The 18,977-nt window shown below is 57.3% G+C and carries 15 protein-coding genes and 1 other RNA gene; 10 read left to right on the top strand and 6 right to left on the bottom strand.

Annotated features, from left to right (window positions below; translation table 11 throughout):
- Positions 1-19 precede the first annotated feature (19 nt).
- The 3 genes from GQ39_RS29080 to GQ39_RS29070 are packed head-to-tail and all read right to left on the bottom strand — an operon-like array spanning position 20 to position 2,172.
- Complete coding sequence (locus GQ39_RS29080) at positions 20-334, bottom strand: RnfH family protein (RefSeq protein ID WP_047537466.1); 315 nt, start codon at positions 332-334, stop codon at positions 20-22.
- The gene (locus GQ39_RS29075; RefSeq protein WP_047537463.1) at positions 327-761 is read right to left on the bottom strand and encodes a type II toxin-antitoxin system RatA family toxin; all 435 of its coding nucleotides are present in this window, start codon (positions 759-761) and stop codon (positions 327-329) included. Before GQ39_RS29075 ends, GQ39_RS29080 begins: the two co-directional genes overlap by 8 nt.
- Before the next feature lie 7 nt (positions 762-768).
- On the bottom strand, positions 769-2,172 hold the full coding sequence (locus GQ39_RS29070; protein ID WP_047537460.1) for a sodium-dependent transporter: 1,404 nt from the start codon (positions 2,170-2,172) through the stop codon (positions 769-771).
- A gap of 118 nt (positions 2,173-2,290) precedes the next feature.
- Between GQ39_RS29070 and smpB the strand changes: the two genes are divergently transcribed.
- The gene (gene smpB, locus GQ39_RS29065; protein ID WP_047537457.1) at positions 2,291-2,773 is read left to right on the top strand and encodes an SsrA-binding protein SmpB; all 483 of its coding nucleotides are present in this window, start codon (positions 2,291-2,293) and stop codon (positions 2,771-2,773) included.
- Positions 2,774-2,845: 72 nt separating this feature from the next.
- Here the strand turns inward: smpB and GQ39_RS29060 are convergent, their stop codons facing one another.
- Positions 2,846-3,613, bottom strand: coding sequence for an FCD domain-containing protein (locus GQ39_RS29060; protein WP_047537454.1), 768 nt, complete (start codon positions 3,611-3,613; stop codon positions 2,846-2,848).
- Positions 3,614-3,877: 264 nt separating this feature from the next.
- On the opposite strand from GQ39_RS29060, the gene GQ39_RS29055 reads away from it, so the two are divergent.
- The 9 genes from GQ39_RS29055 (at position 3,878) to GQ39_RS29020 (ending at position 17,566) form a co-directional block, all read left to right on the top strand.
- Positions 3,878-5,572, top strand: a complete 1,695-nt coding sequence (locus GQ39_RS29055; RefSeq protein ID WP_047537451.1) for a lactate permease LctP family transporter — start codon at positions 3,878-3,880, stop codon at positions 5,570-5,572.
- Positions 5,573-5,723: 151 nt separating this feature from the next.
- Positions 5,724-6,548 carry a (Fe-S)-binding protein gene (locus tag GQ39_RS29050; protein WP_047537444.1) on the top strand — a complete coding sequence of 275 codons (825 nt, stop codon included), beginning with the start codon at positions 5,724-5,726 and terminating at the stop codon, positions 6,546-6,548.
- The gene (locus GQ39_RS29045) at positions 6,545-7,999 is read left to right on the top strand and encodes a LutB/LldF family L-lactate oxidation iron-sulfur protein (protein ID WP_047537441.1); all 1,455 of its coding nucleotides are present in this window, start codon (positions 6,545-6,547) and stop codon (positions 7,997-7,999) included. Before GQ39_RS29050 ends, GQ39_RS29045 begins: the two co-directional genes overlap by 4 nt.
- On the top strand, positions 7,999-8,670 hold the full coding sequence (locus GQ39_RS29040) for a LutC/YkgG family protein (RefSeq protein ID WP_047537438.1): 672 nt from the start codon (positions 7,999-8,001) through the stop codon (positions 8,668-8,670). The genes GQ39_RS29045 and GQ39_RS29040 overlap by 1 nt, the downstream gene beginning before the upstream one ends.
- Positions 8,667-11,477, top strand: a complete 2,811-nt coding sequence (locus GQ39_RS29035) for an FAD-binding and (Fe-S)-binding domain-containing protein (protein ID WP_047537435.1) — start codon at positions 8,667-8,669, stop codon at positions 11,475-11,477. Before GQ39_RS29040 ends, GQ39_RS29035 begins: the two co-directional genes overlap by 4 nt.
- Positions 11,478-11,681: 204 nt before the next feature.
- On the top strand, positions 11,682-11,957 hold the full coding sequence (locus GQ39_RS29030; RefSeq protein WP_047537432.1) for a hypothetical protein: 276 nt from the start codon (positions 11,682-11,684) through the stop codon (positions 11,955-11,957).
- Positions 11,958-12,056: 99 nt separating this feature from the next.
- Positions 12,057-12,446: a transfer-messenger RNA gene (gene ssrA / locus GQ39_RS32040) on the top strand.
- Between the two features lie 988 nt (positions 12,447-13,434).
- Positions 13,435-15,279 (top strand): DUF4214 domain-containing protein, encoded by a 1,845-nt coding sequence (locus GQ39_RS31065; protein ID WP_052193690.1) that lies wholly within the window; start codon positions 13,435-13,437, stop codon positions 15,277-15,279.
- 484 nt (positions 15,280-15,763) lie between these two features.
- On the top strand, positions 15,764-17,566 hold the full coding sequence (locus GQ39_RS29020; RefSeq protein WP_047537429.1) for a beta strand repeat-containing protein: 1,803 nt from the start codon (positions 15,764-15,766) through the stop codon (positions 17,564-17,566).
- Positions 17,567-17,757: 191 nt separating this feature from the next.
- Here the strand turns inward: GQ39_RS29020 and GQ39_RS32755 are convergent, their stop codons facing one another.
- Together GQ39_RS32755 and GQ39_RS29005 are read right to left on the bottom strand one after the other, a co-directional pair.
- A complete protein-coding gene (locus tag GQ39_RS32755; protein ID WP_161793947.1) occupies positions 17,758-18,237 on the bottom strand; it encodes a lysis system i-spanin subunit Rz in 480 nt (159 codons plus the stop codon).
- A gap of 24 nt (positions 18,238-18,261) precedes the next feature.
- Entirely contained in the window at positions 18,262-18,810 is a 549-nt protein-coding gene (locus tag GQ39_RS29005) for a glycoside hydrolase family 19 protein (RefSeq protein ID WP_047537426.1), read from the bottom strand.
- Between the last annotated feature and the right edge of the window lie 167 nt (positions 18,811-18,977).

Below are 18,977 nucleotides of genomic sequence, written 5' to 3'. Positions count from 1 at the left end.
TTGCCTGGTTTCATACGAGTTACTGATTCCGCGATCTGGCCTCGGCCGCCTTGGCCGCACGCAGCCGTCGAACCTCTTTCGGATCGGCGAGCAATGGCCGATAAATCTCGATGCGATCCCCTGACTGAACCGCACGAGTGTCGGGATTGGTGATCACCTTTCCAAAGATCCCCACCGGGCACTCGGCCAAGTCAAGGTCCGGAAATACCATTCCAATACCGGATGCCACCAGTGCCGCACGAACAGTCGTTCCTGCCGGCACCGCCACTGACAGAAGCACTTGACGATCAACCGCGGCATACGCCACTTCGACTTCTTTCAATGCCTCAACCATACATTTGCTTGGCCCGCTGACAGAATGCATCTACCAGTGTGTTGGCCGCCTGATTGAACAACGGCCCCAGGGTCGCGCGAACAATTGGCCCCGCATAGTCGAACGACAGATCCAGGCTGATCTTGCAGGCCTTCTCACCCAGCGGCTTGAACACCCACACACCATGCAACTGAGTGAACGGCCCCTCTTCAAGGTTCATTTCAATCGACTGACCGGGAACCAGGGTGTTACGCGTCACAAAATGCTGGCTCAGCCCCCCCTTGGCCACCCCAACACTCGCACGCATATGCTCGGTGGAGGCATCCAGCACTTCCGCTGTCGAGCACCACGGCAGGAATTCCGGATACCGTGCTACGTCGTTAACCAGGTCATACAGCGCTTGCGCCGGATAGGGCAGCAGGGCCGAACGTGAAATGTGTGTCGTCATGTCAGCGTTATTTCCACAGCTGTGCGGCAAACACTACGAGAATGCCGATGGGCGCCACATAGCGCATCAAGAACAAGGACAGGGCAAAAATCGCAGGGTTGCGGGTCGCCAATTCGTCGCGCACCGCCTCCCGCCCCATCACCCAGCCTGCGAACACCACGAAACACAAACCACCGAGTGGCAACATGATCCGCGAGGTGAAGAAATCGATCACGCCGAAGAAATCCAGACCGCCCGCGGCTCCCCACTGGTAGAGGTGGAAAAAACCGCCTTCGTTCACGAAAAACTTCGCTTGCTTCCAGATATTGAAAGAAAACACCGTGCCGAGACCGACAAACCAGCAACTGAACGCCAGCCAGAAAGTAACCCAGGCGCGGCTGACTTTTGTCCGCTCAACCAGGTAAGCCACCATCGGCTCGAGCAGCGAAATAGCCGAACTCCATGCCGCAATGGCTACCAGCACGAAGAACACGACGCCCATCAATTGGCCGAAGACTACGTTACCAAAGGCAAATGGCAAGCTGACAAACATCAGGCCAGGGCCTTCGCTCGGATTCAGGCCTGCGGCGAACACAATCGGAAAAAGCGCCATGCCGGCCACGAGAGAAACCAGGGTATCGAGCAGCGCCACGCCAACCACAGTGCGCGTAATCGACGAGTTCTTCGGCATATAGGCGCCGTAGATCATGATCGAGCCGACGCCCACGCTCAGGGAAAAGAACGCATGCCCCATGGCTGGCAACAAACCATCGAGGACTTTTTCCGGGTGGAAGTCGAACATGAAATGCACGCCCTCCATGAAATGCCCGGTGGTCATGCTGTACCCCAGCAGTACAAGGATCATGACGAACAGCAACGGCATCATGATCCGCAGACTGCGCTCAAGCCCCGCCACCACGCCTTTGGCGATCACCACGGCAGATAACAGCATGAAAATCGTGTGCCAAAGTGTCAGCCGCCATGGATCAGCGATCACATTGCCGAAGTAAGCGCCCACCTGATCCGGCGTCACACCCTGGAAGTCGCCACGCCCCATATCGATGATGTAATCCAGCGACCAACCACCAACGACGCTATAGAAGGACAGGATCAGCAAAGCCGTGATCATCCCGGCAAAGGCCCCCCAGGACCACTTGCCCGAATGCCCCGCTTCGCGCGCCAGCGCCTTCAGCGCGTTGGCCGGACTCTGCCGGGCACGCCGACCAATCAGGGTTTCAGCCAGCATGACTGGCACCCCGATCAACGCAATACAGGCCAGGAACATCAGCACGAAGGCGCCGCCGCCATAGACGCCAACCATGTACGGAAATTTCCAGATACTACCCAGGCCCACGGCCGAACCGGTCGCAGCGAGTATGAAGACCCAGCGGCTAGCCCAACTGCCGTGGACAGAAACCTTGTCTGTCGACATCGTTATTACGACCAAGCGTTCAAAAATGAGCGCGCATTGTCCGGGATTCAATCAACCTGCTCAAGCACGCAGCAACACCGTAGCCGACTCGCGTGCAACTCCCTATAATGCCGCCCCTATGGCTAAACAGAAGAAACACCCAACAGGGACCATCGCGCAAAATAAAAAGGCGCGACACGATTACTTCATCGAACATCGGTTCGAGGCTGGTCTGGTCCTGGCCGGCTGGGAAGTAAAAAGTCTGCGGGCGAGCAAGCTGCAACTGGTCGACAGTTACGTGCTGCTCAAGGATGGCGAAGCTTGGCTGCTCGGCAGTCACATTACGCCTCTGATGACCGCCAGCACCCACGTCATCGCTGACCCGACTCGCACCCGCAAGCTGCTGCTCAACCGGCGCGAGCTGGACAAGCTGTCCGCCGCCGTGCAGCAAAAGGGTTACGCCTGCGTGTGTCTGTCCTGGTACTGGAGCAAGCACATGGTCAAGTGCGAGATCGCTCTGGGCAAGGGCAAGAAGGAATACGACAAGCGTGATACCGAGCGCGAGCGCGATGCCGGCCGCGAGTTGCAGCGTGCGGTGCGCAACAAGGGCAAGGAAGAGTAATTTTCCAGCCTGGTCACTGCTTTTGTGGCGAGGGAGCTTGCTCCCTCGCCACATTGAATCTCATGACGACAGCTACATCCCCTTGCGCCGCTCCGCCCGAGCCATGCGCTGCACTTCCTGACGCACTTCCTCCAGCACTTCCTGCACATACAGGATGTGTCGGCTGGAAACTTCGCGTGCCTGTTCCGCACGACCTTCGACAATCGCCAGGTACAACTCGCGATGCTGTGTGATCAGCATGTCCCGGGTTTCGGTACGCTGCTTGTACATGCCGCCAATGTTGGTCACCACGTTGCGCTTGAGCAAATCAAACAACCCACGAATGGTGTGCAACAACACGGCGTTATGACTGGCCTCAGCGATCGCCAGGTGAAACTTCGCGTCCGCCGCGCCCTCTTCCGCCCGACTCACTTCATCGTGACGTGAATAGCAGTCCTGCAACTCGTTAAACGCCGCCGTCAGCCGCTCACGATCAACATCCGTAGCGCGTAACGCAGCGTAATAGGCACAGGACGCTTCAAGGGTATGGCGAAACTCCAATAGATCGCGCTGCGCTTCAGGATTGCTCTCCAGCAGGTGCAGCAATGGATCGCTGAAGGTTGTGCCCAGGGACTCCACGACGTAGTTACCGCCACCCTGACGACTGACCAACAACCCCTTGGCAGCCAGCTTTTGTATGGCCTCACGCAACGAAGGGCGAGACACACCGAACTGCTCGGCCAATACGCGCTCGGCCGGCAAGCGCTCGCCTGCCTTCAGCGTGCCCTCGAGAATCATGCCCTCAAGCCGCTCGACAATATCGTCAGACAAACGGCGCTGACGAATCTGATCAAACCCCATAACTCAATTTCTCCACGGTCCCGACGATTCGCCGGCGGCTCTATTCTGGCCTATCGGCGCAGCGCCGACACCTGCCAGACAGCCATTGCGTAAGCAGATCAGACGACCCGAACGCGCAGGCATTCGACAAGAATTTTAGAGCGGCAAATTGACACACCGCCTCCAAGGCTTTTACCCTAGCCAACAGCGATTGTAAATTGGTATTACCAATTAACCAAGAACGCTGATCAGTGCCTGACCAACAACAATTAGGGGCCACCCCATATGCAAACCTGGCAACAGCTCTACAGCCCGCTCGGCAGCCTCGGCTTGTCCGCCCTCGCGGCCGTTATCCCTATCGTATTTTTCTTCCTGGCCCTGGCCGTGTTCCGCCTCAAAGGGCACGTGGCCGGCAGCATCACCTTGGCCTTGTCGATTCTGGTGGCAATCTTTGCCTTCCAGATGCCGGTCGACATGGCATTCGCCGCCGCCGGATACGGCTTCGCCTACGGTCTGTGGCCAATTGCCTGGATCATCGTGGCCGCCGTGTTCCTCTACAAACTGACGGTCAAGAGCGGGCAGTTCGAAATCATTCGCAGCTCCGTGCTGTCGATTACCGACGACCAGCGCCTGCAAGTGCTGTTGATCGGCTTCTGCTTCGGCGCCTTCCTGGAAGGTGCAGCCGGTTTCGGCGCGCCGGTCGCGATTACCGCCGCGCTGCTGGTCGGGCTGGGCTTCAATCCACTGTACGCCGCAGGCCTGTGCCTGATCGCCAACACCGCCCCGGTGGCGTTTGGCGCCCTGGGCATTCCGATCATTGTTGCCGGGCAAGTGACCGGTATCGATGCGTTCAAGATCGGCGCCATGGCCGGTCGTCAACTGCCGCTGCTGTCGCTGTTCGTACCGTTCTGGCTGGTGTTCATGATGGACGGCCTGCGGGGTGTCCGTGAGACCTGGCCGGCAGCACTGGTGGCGGGCTTGAGCTTTGCCGTCACCCAGTTCTTCACCTCGAACTTCATTGGCCCGGAACTGCCGGACATCACCTCGGCCCTGGCCAGCCTGATTTCCCTGACGCTGTTCCTGAAGGTCTGGCAGCCGAAACGCGCCGCCGGCCAACACATCGCCGGCGCCGTCTCGGCGTCCGTGGTCACCGCCAGCGCCGGCGGCTTTGGCCAGAAGCGCACCACCGTCGCTTCGCCTTACAGCCTGGGTGAAATCTTCAAAGCCTGGTCGCCGTTCCTGATCCTGACCGTGCTGGTCACCATCTGGACCCTGAAACCGTTCAAGGCCATGTTCGCCGCCGGCGGCTCGATGTACAGCTGGGTGTTCAACTTCGCCATTCCGCACCTGGATCAGATGGTGATCAAGGTTGCACCGATCGTCGCAGCGCCGACGGCCATTCCGGCGGTGTTCAAGCTTGACCCGATTTCTGCGACCGGCACGGCGATTTTCTTCTCGGCGCTGATCTCGATGCTGATTCTGAAGATCAACATCAAAACTGGTCTGACCACTTTGAAAGAGACCTTCTACGAACTGCGCTGGCCGATCCTGTCCATCGGCATGGTGCTGGCGTTCGCCTTCGTCACCAACTACTCGGGCATGTCCTCGACCATGGCCCTGGTATTGGCAGCCACTGGCGCCGCGTTCCCGTTCTTCTCGCCATTCCTCGGCTGGCTCGGTGTGTTCCTGACCGGTTCCGACACTTCGTCCAACGCCCTGTTCAGCTCGTTGCAGGCGACCACCGCGCACCAGATCGGCGTTAACGACACCCTGTTGGTGGCGGCGAACACCAGCGGCGGCGTGACCGGCAAGATGATCTCGCCACAATCGATCGCCGTGGCCTGCGCCGCGACGGGCCTGGTGGGCAAAGAATCGGACCTGTTCCGCTTCACCCTCAAGCACAGCCTATTCTTTGCAACGATCGTCGGCCTGATCACGTTGGCCCAGGCCTACTGGTTCACTGGCATGCTGGTGCACTAAACGCCACAAGCGGCATGGAAAAAACCGACGCCGGACCACGATTCCGGCGTCAGCTATTCACCACCCGGTCTGTAAGGCTGCTGAAAGAATCACTCTCTATATTCAGCAGCCTCAGCGGACGGATAACCGGGATCACCCGGAGACACGCCTGATGAGCGAACTTTTTTACAACGCTGTGCCGAATGCGACCCGTGTCGCCCCGCCACTGCCCGAGCCTCGGCAATACCCCAGCGAAAAACCGCAAAGGGTCTACCTGTTCGGGACCTGCGTAGTGGATTTGTTCTACCCGGAAGCCGGAATGGACGCGATCCACTTGCTGGAGCGCGAAGGCATCCGTGTCGAGTACCCGCAAGGGCAAAGCTGCTGCGGCCAACCGGCCTACACCTCGGGTTACACCGAGCAGGCAAGGACCGTGGCGCGCTCGCAACTGGCGCTGTTCGCCGGGGATTATCCGGTGGTGGTACCGTCCGGTTCGTGCGCGGGCATGCTGCGTGAACACTATGCCGACTTGTTCAAGGACGAGCCGCAAACGTTGAAACAGGTTCAGGCACTGGCGGCCAGAACCTACGAACTCGCCGAATTCCTGTTGCATGTCTGCAAGGTGCGGCTCAAGGACAGCGGCGAGCCCGTGAAAGTGGCGTTGCATACCTCGTGTTCGGCACGCCGGGAAATGAACACCCACTTGCATGGCCGCGAGTTGCTGGCGCAACTGAGCAATGTGGAGCGAGTGGAGCACAGTCACGAAAGTGAATGCTGTGGCTTTGGTGGGACTTTCAGCGTCCGTATGCCGGACATTTCCGGCGCGATGGTGGCCGACAAGACCCGGTCATTGAAGGAGTCCGGCGCGCACAAGGTACTCAGTGCCGACTGCGGTTGCCTGATGAACATCAATGGCTCGCTGGAAAAACAGAAGGAAGCGCTGCGCGGCCAACATCTGGCCAGTTTCCTTTGGCAGCGTACCGGAGGTGCCCGATGAGCACTTCCACGATTATTCCTACGGTCGCCGTAGAAGAAGATTTCCGCACCCGCGCTCACGAGGCGTTGGGTGACACGCAATTGCGAAACAACTTTCGCAAGGCGATGGATTCACTGATGACAAAACGGGCAGCGGCGTTCAGCGATGCCCATGAAAGAGAACATTTGCGAGCGCTGGGCAATGCCGTCCGCGCCCGAGCATTATCCAAGTTGCCCGACCTGCTCGAGCAACTTGAACAGAACCTGACCCGCAACGGTGTGAAAGTGCACTGGGCGGAAACGGTGGACGAAGCCAATGGCATCGTCCTCTCGATCATCCGTGCTCACGAGGGGCGGCAAGTGATCAAGGGCAAATCGATGGTCAGCGAAGAAATGGAGATGAACCATTTCCTCGCTGACCAGGGCATTGAATGCCTTGAATCGGACATGGGCGAATACATCGTCCAGCTCGACAACGAGAAGCCTTCACACATCATTATGCCGGCGATCCACAAGAATGCCGGTCAGGTCGCGTCCTTGTTCCACGACAAACTTGGCGTGGAATACAACAAGGACGTTGACCAACTCATTCAGATCGGTCGCAGGGTCCTGCGGCAGAAATTCTTCGAAGCGGACATCGGCGTCTCCGGTGTCAACTTCGCCGTGGCCGAAACCGGCACCCTGCTGCTTGTGGAAAACGAAGGCAACGGCCGCATGACCACCACGGTGCCGCCGGTGCATATCGCCGTCACCGGCATCGAGAAAGTCGTAGAGAACTTGCGCGACGTGGTGCCACTGCTGTCACTGCTGACCCGCTCGGCCCTGGGCATTCCGATCACCACTTACGTCAACATGATCTCCGGCCCACGCAAGGCACATGAGCTCGACGGCCCGCAGGAAGTGCACCTGGTCTTGCTCGACAACGGTCGCAGCCAGGCCTTTGCCGACAGCGAATTGCGCCAGACCCTGAACTGTATTCGCTGCGGCGCCTGCATGAATCACTGCCCGGTCTACACCCGAATCGGCGGCCATGCCTACGGCGAGGTTTACCCTGGCCCTATCGGAAAAATCATCACCCCGCACATGGTCGGCCTGGCGAAAGTCCCGGACCACCCGAGCGCCTCGTCGCTGTGCGGCGCCTGTGGTGAAGTGTGCCCGGTAAAGATTCCGATCCCTTCATTGCTGCGTCGCCTGCGCGAAGAAAACGTCAAAGCCCCGGACAGCCCTCATCAAGTGATGCGCGGCCAGGGCAGCAAGTATTCGCGCAAAGAGCGATTCATCTGGAACGCCTGGGCGAAACTAAACAGTTCGCCGACGCTGTATCGCCTGTTCGGATTCTTCGCCACACGCCTGCGCGCCCTCACACCGAATAATGTTGGCCCGTGGACACAGAACCACAGCGCACCGAAACCCGCTGCCCGCTCATTGCATGACATGGCCCGCGAGCATCTGGCCAAACAGGGAGATCGTTGATGAGCGCCAAGCAAAATATTCTCGCCAAATTGCGTAAAAGCCTGACAGGCACCACGCCAGTACCTGACAACTTCGACGTCGATCTGGTGACGCAGCCCTACACCTACGCGCCGGAGCAACGCATCGCTCAATTACGCAAATTGATGGAAGCGGTGCACACGGAAATCCATCTGACCTCGGGTGAAGACTGGCCTGCGCTGCTCGCGCAATTGCTGCAAGAACGACAGTTACCGAGTCTGCTGATCGCACCGACGACGCCCCATGGTCAACGCATCACTCAACACTGGTCGAATAATCCGCACCTGCCGACACTCAAAGCCTACGACCGTCCCGTCGAGGAGTGGAAAGCCGAACTGTTCAACGACACCCCGGCCAGCCTGACCGCCACCCTCGGTGCAATCGCTGCCACAGGCAGCCTGATCCTCTGGCCGACGCGTGAAGAGCCACGATTGATGAGCCTCGCGCCACCGGTGCATTTCGCCCTGCTCAAGGCGAGCGAGATTCGCGACAACTTCTATCAGGTGCAGCAGGAGTTCGAATGGGCCGAAGGCATGCCGACCAATGCGTTATTGGTGTCCGGCCCGTCGAAGACTGCCGACATCGAACAGGTGCTGGCCTACGGCGCCCATGGTCCGAAAGACCTGGTGGTATTGATCCTGGAGGACCAATGAGTCTACCGGCCGCTTTTCTGCGTGATGCACAGCAACTGATTCCACAGGAACGACGCTTCGACGACCCGTTGTCGACGCTGGCCTTCGGCACCGACGCCAGTTTCTATCGACTGATTCCAAAACTGGTAATACGCGTCGAATCCGAAGAAGAAGTCGTCACGCTGCTGAAACTGGCCCAGCGTGACCGGGTGCCGGTGACGTTTCGCGCTGCCGGTACCAGTCTTTCTGGTCAGGCGATCAGCGATTCGGTGCTGATCGTGCTGGGCGATAACTGGAACGGTCGCGAGATCCGTGGCCAGGGCACACAAATCCGCCTGCAACCCGGCGTGATCGGCGCCCAAGCCAATGCCTGGCTGGCGCCGTTCGGGCGCAAGATCGGCCCGGATCCGGCCTCGATCAACGCCTGCAAAATCGGCGGCATCGTCGCTAACAACGCCAGCGGCATGTGCTGCGGCACGGCGCAAAACACCTATCACACGCTGGCCGGAATTCGGCTGGTGCTGGCCGATGGCAGTCGCGTCGATACCGAAGACGCCGCCAGCGTCGCGGCGTTTCGCCAGAGCCATGCGGCGCTGCTGGAGCGTCTGGCGACTTTGGGCCGCGAAACACGCGCAAACACCGAACTGGCTGCGAAGATTCGCCACAAATACCGCCTGAAAAATACCACCGGCCTGTCACTCAATGCCCTGGTGGATTTCGACGAGCCTGTGGATATCTTGAGCCACTTGCTGGTGGGCTCCGAAGGCACACTCGGTTTCATCAGCGCCGTGACTTACGACACGGTGATCGATCACCCGAACAAGGCCTCGGCGCTGATTGTGTTCCCGGATGTGGAAACCTGCTGCAACGCGGTCACCGTGCTGAAAAGCCAACCGGTGTCGGCGGTAGAGCTACTGGACCGCCGCAGTTTGCGCTCGGTACAGAACAAACCCGGCATGCCGGCTTTCGTACAACACTTGTCGAATAATGCCTGCGCCCTGCTGATCGAATCCCGCGCTGCGTCGTCCACGCTACTGCATGAACAACTGGCGCAGATCATGGCGTCGCTGGCATCGTTCCCGGTGGAAAAACAGGTCGATTTCACTGAGGACCCACTGGAAAACGCACGTCTCTGGGCGATCCGCAAAGACACCTTCCCCGCCGTCGGCGCGGTGCGCAAAACCGGTACCACGGTGATCATCGAGGATGTGACCTTCCCGGTGGAACAACTGGCCATTGGCGTGAACCGGCTGATCGAGTTGTTCGACAAACATCACTACGACGAAGCGATCCTGTTCGGACACGCACTGGAAGGCAATCTGCACTTCGTCTTCACCCAGGGCTTCAATAACCCGGAAGAGGTCGCACGTTATCAGGCGTTCATGGACGACGTCGCGCAGTTGGTCGCGGTGGAGTTCGGGGGATCGCTGAAGGCCGAACACGGTACCGGGCGCAACATGGCACCGTTCGTCGAACTGGAATGGGGCAGCGATGCCTATCAGTTGATGTGGCAACTCAAGCGCCTGCTCGATCCCAACGGCATTCTCAACCCGGACGTGGTGCTCAGCGAAGATCCGCAGATCCATCTCAAGCATCTCAAGCCCTTGCCGGCCGCCGACGAGATTGTGGACAAGTGCATTGAATGCGGCTTCTGCGAACCGGTGTGTCCGTCGAAAGGTCTGACCCTGAGCCCGCGCCAACGCATCGTGATCTGGCGTGACATCCAGGCGAAGAAGCGCACGGGTGTGGACACCACCGAACTCGAAGCGGCTTACGAATATCAAGGCATCGACACCTGCGCCGCCACAGGGCTTTGTGCACAGCGCTGCCCGGTAGGCATCAACACCGGCGAACTGGTGAAAAAGCTTCGCGGCCGGCAAGCCACGCATACGAAAGCCGCCAGTTGGCTGGAAGGAAATTTCGCTACGGCGCTGCAAGGTGCGCGCTTCACCCTGCACGTGGCCAATGGTGCACGGATGTTGCTCGGCGCACCGCGGCTGACCAGGCTGTCCGCTACGGTAACCCGGCTTTCCAAAGGGCAAATCCCGCAATGGACCAATGCCATGCCGCAGCCTGAACGGGCGATCCGCTTCAGCCCGACAGTGTCGGACGAGCGCCCGCGAGTGGTGTACCTGGCCGCATGTGTCTCACGGGCCATGGGGCCGGCGGCCGGCGACAAGGAACAAATGTCGCTCTACGACAAAACCCGCGGCCTGCTGGAAAAGGCCGGTTATCAGGTGGTGTTCCCGGACAATCTGGACAATCTCTGCTGCGGCCAGCCCTTCGCCTCCAAAGGCTATGCCGAACAAGCCGAACACAAACGCCAGGAACTGATCGGCGCGCTGCTGCACGCCAGTCGTGGCGGGCTCGATCCCATCTACTGCGACACCAGCCCCTGCACCTTGCGCCTGACCCAGGACCTGGGCGATGTGCGTCTGGACCTGTACGACCCGGTGCGCTTCATCCGTACGCATTTGATGGATCGACTGGACTTCACCCCGCAGGACACACCGATCGCGGTGCATGTCACCTGCAGCACCCAGCACCTCGGGGAAAGCCAGGCGCTGATCGACCTGGCGCGCAAATGCAGCAAAACCGTGATCATCCCCGAAGGCATTCATTGCTGCGGGTTTGCCGGCGACAAGGGGTTCACCACCCCCGAACTGAACGCGCATGCGCTGCGCACCCTGAAAGACGCCGTGCAGTATTGCAGCGAAGGGATTTCCACCAGTCGTACCTGCGAAATCGGCCTGAGCCAGCATGGCGGGATCGATTATCACGGCCTGGTTTATCTGGTGGACCGCGTGACGCAAGCGCGTCCGGCTTGAAGGTAATGGATTGAAAGGGGCCTCAGCCCCTTTTTCATGCAATTGCGATTTGCGACAGGGTTTGCGCAAACCGGCAAAAAAAAACCGAATTCCTCCTTGCAGCTATAGTCATTTAGCTAGGCCCTGTGAATGGGCTTATAACCACCTCGGCCAGCGGCCTCTTCTGCCGGCAGCACCGAGCCCTCATGCGCAAGGAGATCACCCATGAAGCACTCTGCAATTGCTGGATTGTTCATCACCGCTGCACTGTTGGCCTCGCCGGTATTCGCGGCGGATAAAGATCTTTGCGAAAACAATATCAAGCAGATTCAAGCGGCCTTGGATTCTGATCCCGCCATATCAGAAAACGCCGATGACAACATACAAGCAGGCCTGGACAAAGCAAAAGCAGCCCAGGCCAAAGGAGACGACAAGGGGTGCCTTGGAATCACCGGCGGTTTGCTGGAGAAAATTCAACTGCGAAACCCAACCAACAAGTAATACCGCTCGGCCAGGCCAACCTTCGGGTTGGCCTTCCGGGCTACATTGGCGTAGACTACGCAGGCTTGTTGCTCATTCAGATTCACGAGCAATGAGTTCGGGGCCGTTTAGGATTCGACGCCGGTCGCGAAACTTTAGGTGCATGCCGAGTTGGTAACAGAACTCGTAAATCCACTGTTGCAACTACTTATAGTTGCCAATGACGACCAATACGGTGCTGCTCTCGCTGCTTAATTGCAGCTGACATGCACTCCTGGTGCCTTCGGGTCCAGCAATCATCAGGGGATGTCTGTAAACCCGAAATGATTGTCATATAGAACAGAATCGCCGTGCAGTACGTTGTGGACGAAGCGGCTAAAACTTACACAACTCGCCCAAAGCACCCTGCCCGTCGGGTCGCTGAGGGTTAACTTAATAGACACGGCTACGCATGTAGTACCGACAGCGGAGTACTGGCGGACGGGGGTTCAAATCCCCCCGGCTCCACCAAACAAGCTAAACAAATCAGGCACTTAGCGATTATCGCAAGTGCCTTTTTTGTGCCTGATGGGGCCGTTTTGGCTCCGGAATGCCAGCTTAATGACAGCATTTGTAGTGGTTATGTAGTGCGCTACGCACCCCGCGCAGAGCCTCTCACTGCCTGCTTTGCCCTCATCACCAGGGTGATTTCATGAGCGATTTTGTTCTGCTCACTTCGCCGCTCATCACATTGACACCCAGCACTCCGGACGCGGCCTGCTTGGAATTTTTCCGAGAGACAAGATTTCATAGATGCAACAAAGGTTGCTTCTGTTAACTCAGGCTGGAGCAATGCGGTGGAGAAGGCCGCAGATCTTGGATACGCAGATCTGCGGCGACACCGTGAGCTTTCGATGGGCGAGCAGCTCGGAATTTCCGCGACGCATTGACGAAACTGATCGGAGCGAGGGTTTTATTAAGATGACGCTTACCGCTCATGATGACACCAGAACAACGCTTTATTGCTCAACTTTTGTACAAAATATCTTTTCTTGATCAAATTTCGTACAGCTATTTTGGTATTACGAGCAATCGTTCGTGCGTTATCCAACTGGTTCATACTAAAGCAGCTGGTCGAAAAACCGCCTGCGACACATTTTTAAAAGCGCCAGGTAGATTTTTTGAACTACCATCACTCGTCTGCAATCTTGATGATGTCTGCTCTCAAGTTTAGGGGGGATGTGACGATACAGGTGTGACGTGTCATGCAGTGATGGTTTTTTCCTATTGTTATGAAGCCATTTTGCCATGTATGATCCGCGAGCAACTGTACGCTATGTGTTTGATTGGGGTTAAAACACCTACGAGCCGTAGCTGGCAGAAATGTCAGCGAAATTCGCTGTCTAAAAAATAGCCAAATCCTGGATTGGAAATGGCGATCAGGCTGAAGGTCGATGGGCCTTTTATCCAGACGGAAGCCTGAGTTGGATTTTCGACTCATATTGGAGATGAAACTGTAATGGCTATCACTACTGCACAGATTCAACAGCTGTACGTTGCTTACCTCGGCCGTGCCGCTGACAAAGCTGGCCTGGACTACTGGTCCCAGCAACTGAACGCTGACAAGCCTGTTCTGACTCTGGAAAGCCTGCGCGCTAACTTCGTTAACGAGCAACCAGAGTACGTTAACGCTTACGCCGGTCTGTCCCGTTCCGACACCGTTGTTAAAATCTACAACAACCTGTTCGGTCGTGCTCCAGACGCTGCTGGCCTGGCTTACTGGACTACTGGTGGTGGCGCTACCGTCAACGCTGACCAACTGCTGACCGCTTTCGTTGCTGGTGCTGGCGCGACTGACGCTAAAATCATCGCCAACAAAGTACTGGTTGCCGAAGTTTACACCGCAGCTGCGGGCGCTAACTACGTAGCGGCTGATGCCAAGTCCATCATTTCTGGCGTTAACGACACTGCTGACAGCGTGAACGTTGCTGTAGGTCACCTGACCGATGGCACCCTGAGCGGTCTGGCTATTCCACAAAGCGTTGCAACTCTGAAACTGGATCTGGCTGCTGAAGCTGCCAAAATCGCTTTCGAAACCACCAAAGTTGCTGACGTACTGGCTCTGGAAAAGCAACTGGTTACTCTGTCGGCTGCAAATACGCACTTGGCTGACCAGACTCAAACTGCAGCTGACACCGCTGACTACTTGACCCTGACTGCTGAACTGGCTCTCGATCTGAATGCAGCTCGCGCTGATGTAACCCCGACTGGCCTGAATGGCAAGACCACTCTGCAGCTGACTGGCGATGCAACCGTTGCCGCTGCTGATCTGGTTGCTGCTCGTGCAGCCCTGGTCGCTAAGGACCCTGCTTCGATCGACAAGATCACTGCATACGAAAAAGCTGCTGTAGCTCTGGCTGCAACTTCGAAAGCTGATGCTCTTGATGCTGCTCAAGCAGTTGCTACCTTGGCTGCTTACGGCTCCAACGTTGCCAACGCTACTGTCTGGACCAAGGCTCTGGCTGATGCTGGTGTTAACACTGGTGTCGGTTTCGCTGATACTGCTGCTAAGCAGGCTCAGGCTATCTACGATTTCCTGGCTAACAAAGATACCTCGGCTACTAACGTTGCTAAAATCGCTACCGATTTCTCGGGCGTGAGCAACTTCACTGCCGTTGGTACTCTGGCTGCTAAAGACCAGGCTTTCAACAAAGCTACCGACGCGTTCGGCAAGGCTGACACTGCAGTTAAAACCACTGCTGAAGGCACTACTTGGGCAAACGACTACCAAGCTGACGCACTTGCCAAAGCTAAGGTAGACGCTTCCAAGTCTCTGGACGCTCTGGAAAGCTCGTACAAAGCCATTGCTGATGCTTACACCGCTGCTGGCGCCGCTAAAGATGCCGCAGACGCTAAAGTAGCTGCTGATAAATCGCTGGAAAAACTGGGCGATACCGGCACAGTGATCTCCGGTGACGGTAAAGGCATTGGCAACGTAGACAAAGCCGACGTGTTCTACTTCGCTTCTGGCAAAGTAACCTCTTCGGACGGCGCTGTAACTCTGGAAGCTGGTAAAGACACCATCTACCTGGGCGAAGGCTACACTCTGAACAAGACTGCTACCATCGACGCTACTGGCATCCACGGTGCCAACAACAGCGCGCTGGAAGTATTCTTCTTCAAAGACGCTGCATCGGGCAAAGTCAACGCAGTTATCGAAACTGCAGCTGAAGGCAACACCACTGTTGTCAACAACAGCTTCGCTGCATCGACTACTGACAAAGTATCGATCATCGAACTGGTTGGCGTTACCGACGTTTCGCAAGTTTCCTTCGCGAACGGCGTTATCAGCCACGTAGCTTAATTGCCTCGTGATTGATAGCTGTGATGGGCTTCGGCCCATCGCAAGCTGCTAATAAAAAACCCGCCCTTCAAAAGGCGGGTTTTTTTATTGCGCATATTAATAAAAGATGTATTAGTCATACATTTGGAAAAGTACGGACAAAAAAAACCCGCATCCTCCGTCGAGGTGCGGGTTTTTAATATATCGACATCGACTATTGGAGACAGTCGACACACACTCTACATCCGTTGATGCCAAATGGCAAGTGGACATCATCTCCAAAATGACAGCTACTGAATTTGAGTCGCAGCATGCTTTCGCAATGAATATTGTGTACATGGACGATCCACTGCGATGCCCAGCCAGCAGCGCCAGAGCCTCGCCTCCCGCCGCCGAAGATCACTAAGTTGCGCCTCCATATAAGTAATGCGGAGCGCGCACTCATTACATTACAATGATGGCGTTTTGCCTCTAAAGATAACTAAACCGTTCTGGAGATTTTGGCATGGCAGCCTCACCGTATTTCAATCAGATTCAACAACTCTATATCGCCTACTTCGGTCGCCCGGCAGACCCTGAGGGCCAATCCTACTGGGCGGCTGAAGCAGCCAATAGCAATGGCAATTTGAGTTCCGTCATCGCTAACTTCTCGATCTCGGCCGAATCGAACACGCTGCTCGGGAACCTGAGTACTACGCAGATAGTGACCGCCATCTACGCAAACATCTTTAATCGCGCACCGGAGGCCGAAGGCCTGGCATATTGGATTGGCCAGATCGAATCAGGCGCCATAAGCAGCGCGCAGGCGGCCTGGACAATCCTCCAGTCTGCCGGAACCGAAGATACCAAAGCAGTGCAAAACAAGTTGGCAGCGGCCAACGCCTTTACAAGCCAAGTCGATACCAACGCTGAAATCACGGGCTACGCCGGCGCTACAGCCCTGGCCCATGGTCGCGCCTTCCTCGCAGCCATCGACGGCACCACGGCATCGATGGACAATCTACAAGCGAACGCGGCCCATGCGGTGACTATTGCAACAGACCCCGCACCAGCACCAGCGCAGCCGGTACAACCTCCGATCTTCAGCGCTACCGAGCACGCAGGCGTGGTGTCCTTCAGTGGTTCGGCCACGGGCGATATCACCGTGACCTGGAGTGGCGCGGTAGGTAATTCAGAGGCAACCTTTGGCCGCGGCGGACACGATGCTCACCCGATTTCCTTTGGCAGCGGGGCCGCTAGCAGTGTGACTCTGGCAGCAACTGAAACCTTGGCTGGTTCGGCCAGCACGCTGGTGGGTTTGACGGTCAACGGCACGGGCACCGTGAACCTGGAGGATACGGCCGCTAACCTGAGCGGCCGTACTTTTGCCGCCACAAGCACGACGAACGACGTTCTGACCGCCACCGTCACCGGCCTCCCAGGAGCATCAACCGACCTGACTAAGCTGACCGGTTTTGAAACGATCCAACTGGAAAACAACTCACCGTTTTCCAACAGCTTCACTATTGCCGACGGTGCAGGCACCACCATCAATGCCACCGGCTCAACTGCCGTGACATTGGGTGCTGGCGGTCAGATTTTCAATGGCAGCGCATACAATGACATAGTGATGGGCGGCACCGGCAACGACACCATTTCTACTGGCCTGGGCTTCAACTTGCTGTTGGGTGGCGGCGGCAACGACACGTACAACATTGCTGCTACTTCGAGCAACTTGATCTCTGACTTGAACACAGGTGACAGTCTGGCAGTTGCGACCACTGGCGTCGTTACAGCCGCCGGCGTTTCTGCCTTCGTAGCCACTTCTGCAACAGTCAACGATGGCACGGTTCAGATCACTACCAACATAATAGATTCCGTGGTCGACCTGTCGCTGGCTGGGGGTTCCAATGGATTTACCGTAATCGGCGCTGCAGGTAACGATACAATTACAGGCTCCGCAAAGACTGACGTGCTCACAGGCGGTGCAGGTAACGATACCTTCGTCATGACAGGTGTTACGGCCGACACTAACGGTTCGGATACCATCACAGACTTTACAACGGGTTCCGATAAAATCGTGTTCAGCCTAGCGGCTGTGAATACGGCAACGACTGCTTCGCTGCTCGCGGGGGCCTTGACTGCAGGTAATTTTGTCAGTGGCCCAGGAGCCATTGCAGACACGGGGTCTAGCTACTTCGCCTATGACACCACAACCGGTACGTTGAGCTTTGATGCCGATGGTAACGGTGCCGGCGCGGCTGTAACGCTCGTTACGCTGACGGGCGCTCCGTCGATTGTCGCTTCTGATATCGTTCTCAGCGCATAAAGCCCTCAAGGTTTCATCGCTGTAGAGAACATCACAAACCCCATTGCCTGAAAGGGCTCTGGGGTTTCTTTTTTTCCAGACTACCGCGCTCCAAGCTCCAACCATCGATTGCCTCGAAGTCACCAACTGCGTTGCCCAGATTACCCGCTCGCCTTCTTCCGTCGGATCAAGCGCCACATACTCACATCAAACTACCGACACACATTCATCACGTACGCCTGCAATACCCTCAAAGCTGCTTGATCGGCAATGATCCCGGTCCTGATATCGAAAACAGTTCGTCCAGCAGCTGGATCGAGCTCGATGGCTCCGCCATTGCCCAGGCTGGAGGTGCTGGCGGTAACAGGCACGTTGCCGCTATTGGCACTACAACTTCCCGCGATGCGCAGCCGGCGAGCGCCATCGGCAATAGCGCGGCGCAGAGTTTCATTCTCAGCGAGGTCATGCGTTTTCTCCTTGGTGGCTTTGGCGTCGATATCGTCTCGGGTCTTTTCGGCGACTTGCTGCTTCTCCAGCGCCGTGCGTATCTGTTCAGCGGCCGCATTGCCGATGGCTGTCAGGTCGGCCTGGTGCGCGCCGGACTGCTCGGCCAACTGCTTGCCGTAGCGCCAGTCCTGCACCTTCCAGGTGGCGCCAGCCGTCAGCAGCAACAGCGCCAGTACGCCGGCCACCGCCCACTTCACTGCCGCGGGGGCTCATGCCAGCACCTTCAGCGCTTTGCCATAAAAGGCTTGGCGCTCGGCCGCACCATTCGGGACCCGCCCTTTTCTGCCGGTATTGATCACACTGCCAATGTTCTGGTTATCACCAGCATCGGCCAGGGTGTTCAGCCCATTGACTGCCCAGAACCATGCCGCAGAAATGCTGGCGTTCTTAGGCTGCTCCAACAGCTCAGGCTGGTTGATCAGGTCCAGGCCCAGGGCTTCGCCGCACGCCGCATAGTTCGCCCGTCCGGTGATCTGGATCAGGCCCCGCCCGCGATACTTGAAACCGTCGCCCGGGACGGAGTTGCCCAGATCCTTGCGGCCTTCGTACTTGGCCTGGGCCGGAGTCGGCCCCCAGATCTCCCGGACGTAAACCAGCTGGCCGGACTCATGGCCGATCTGGGCAATGAACGCGGCCACTCGTTTGGAACCGACAATCTGGAAACGGCCCATGGCGGTGTTGAGAACAGGAACAAAAACGCCGGCTTTGGCGCCGGCGTTCGGGAGGATCTGCAGCAGTTGCTGTGTGGTGATGGGCATACTTTTCTCCGGGCGAAAAAAAGCCCGCGTAGTGGCGGGCTTCTCTCATAATAATTTTCAAAGGCTATTTATAGAGCGCCCCATCCAGGCATGGACAATAGACCTGAGTACGCAGCGTACGAGGCGTACACAAATCCCGCGAGTAACAATCCAGAAAGTACGGCGAC

It is taken from the genome of Pseudomonas sp. 11/12A, from assembly GCF_000800055.1.
Classification (GTDB): Bacteria; Pseudomonadota; Gammaproteobacteria; order Pseudomonadales; family Pseudomonadaceae; genus Aquipseudomonas; species Aquipseudomonas mohnii.
Note: the sequence above shows the minus strand (reverse complement) of the source record. Positions and strands in the feature narration are given on the sequence as shown.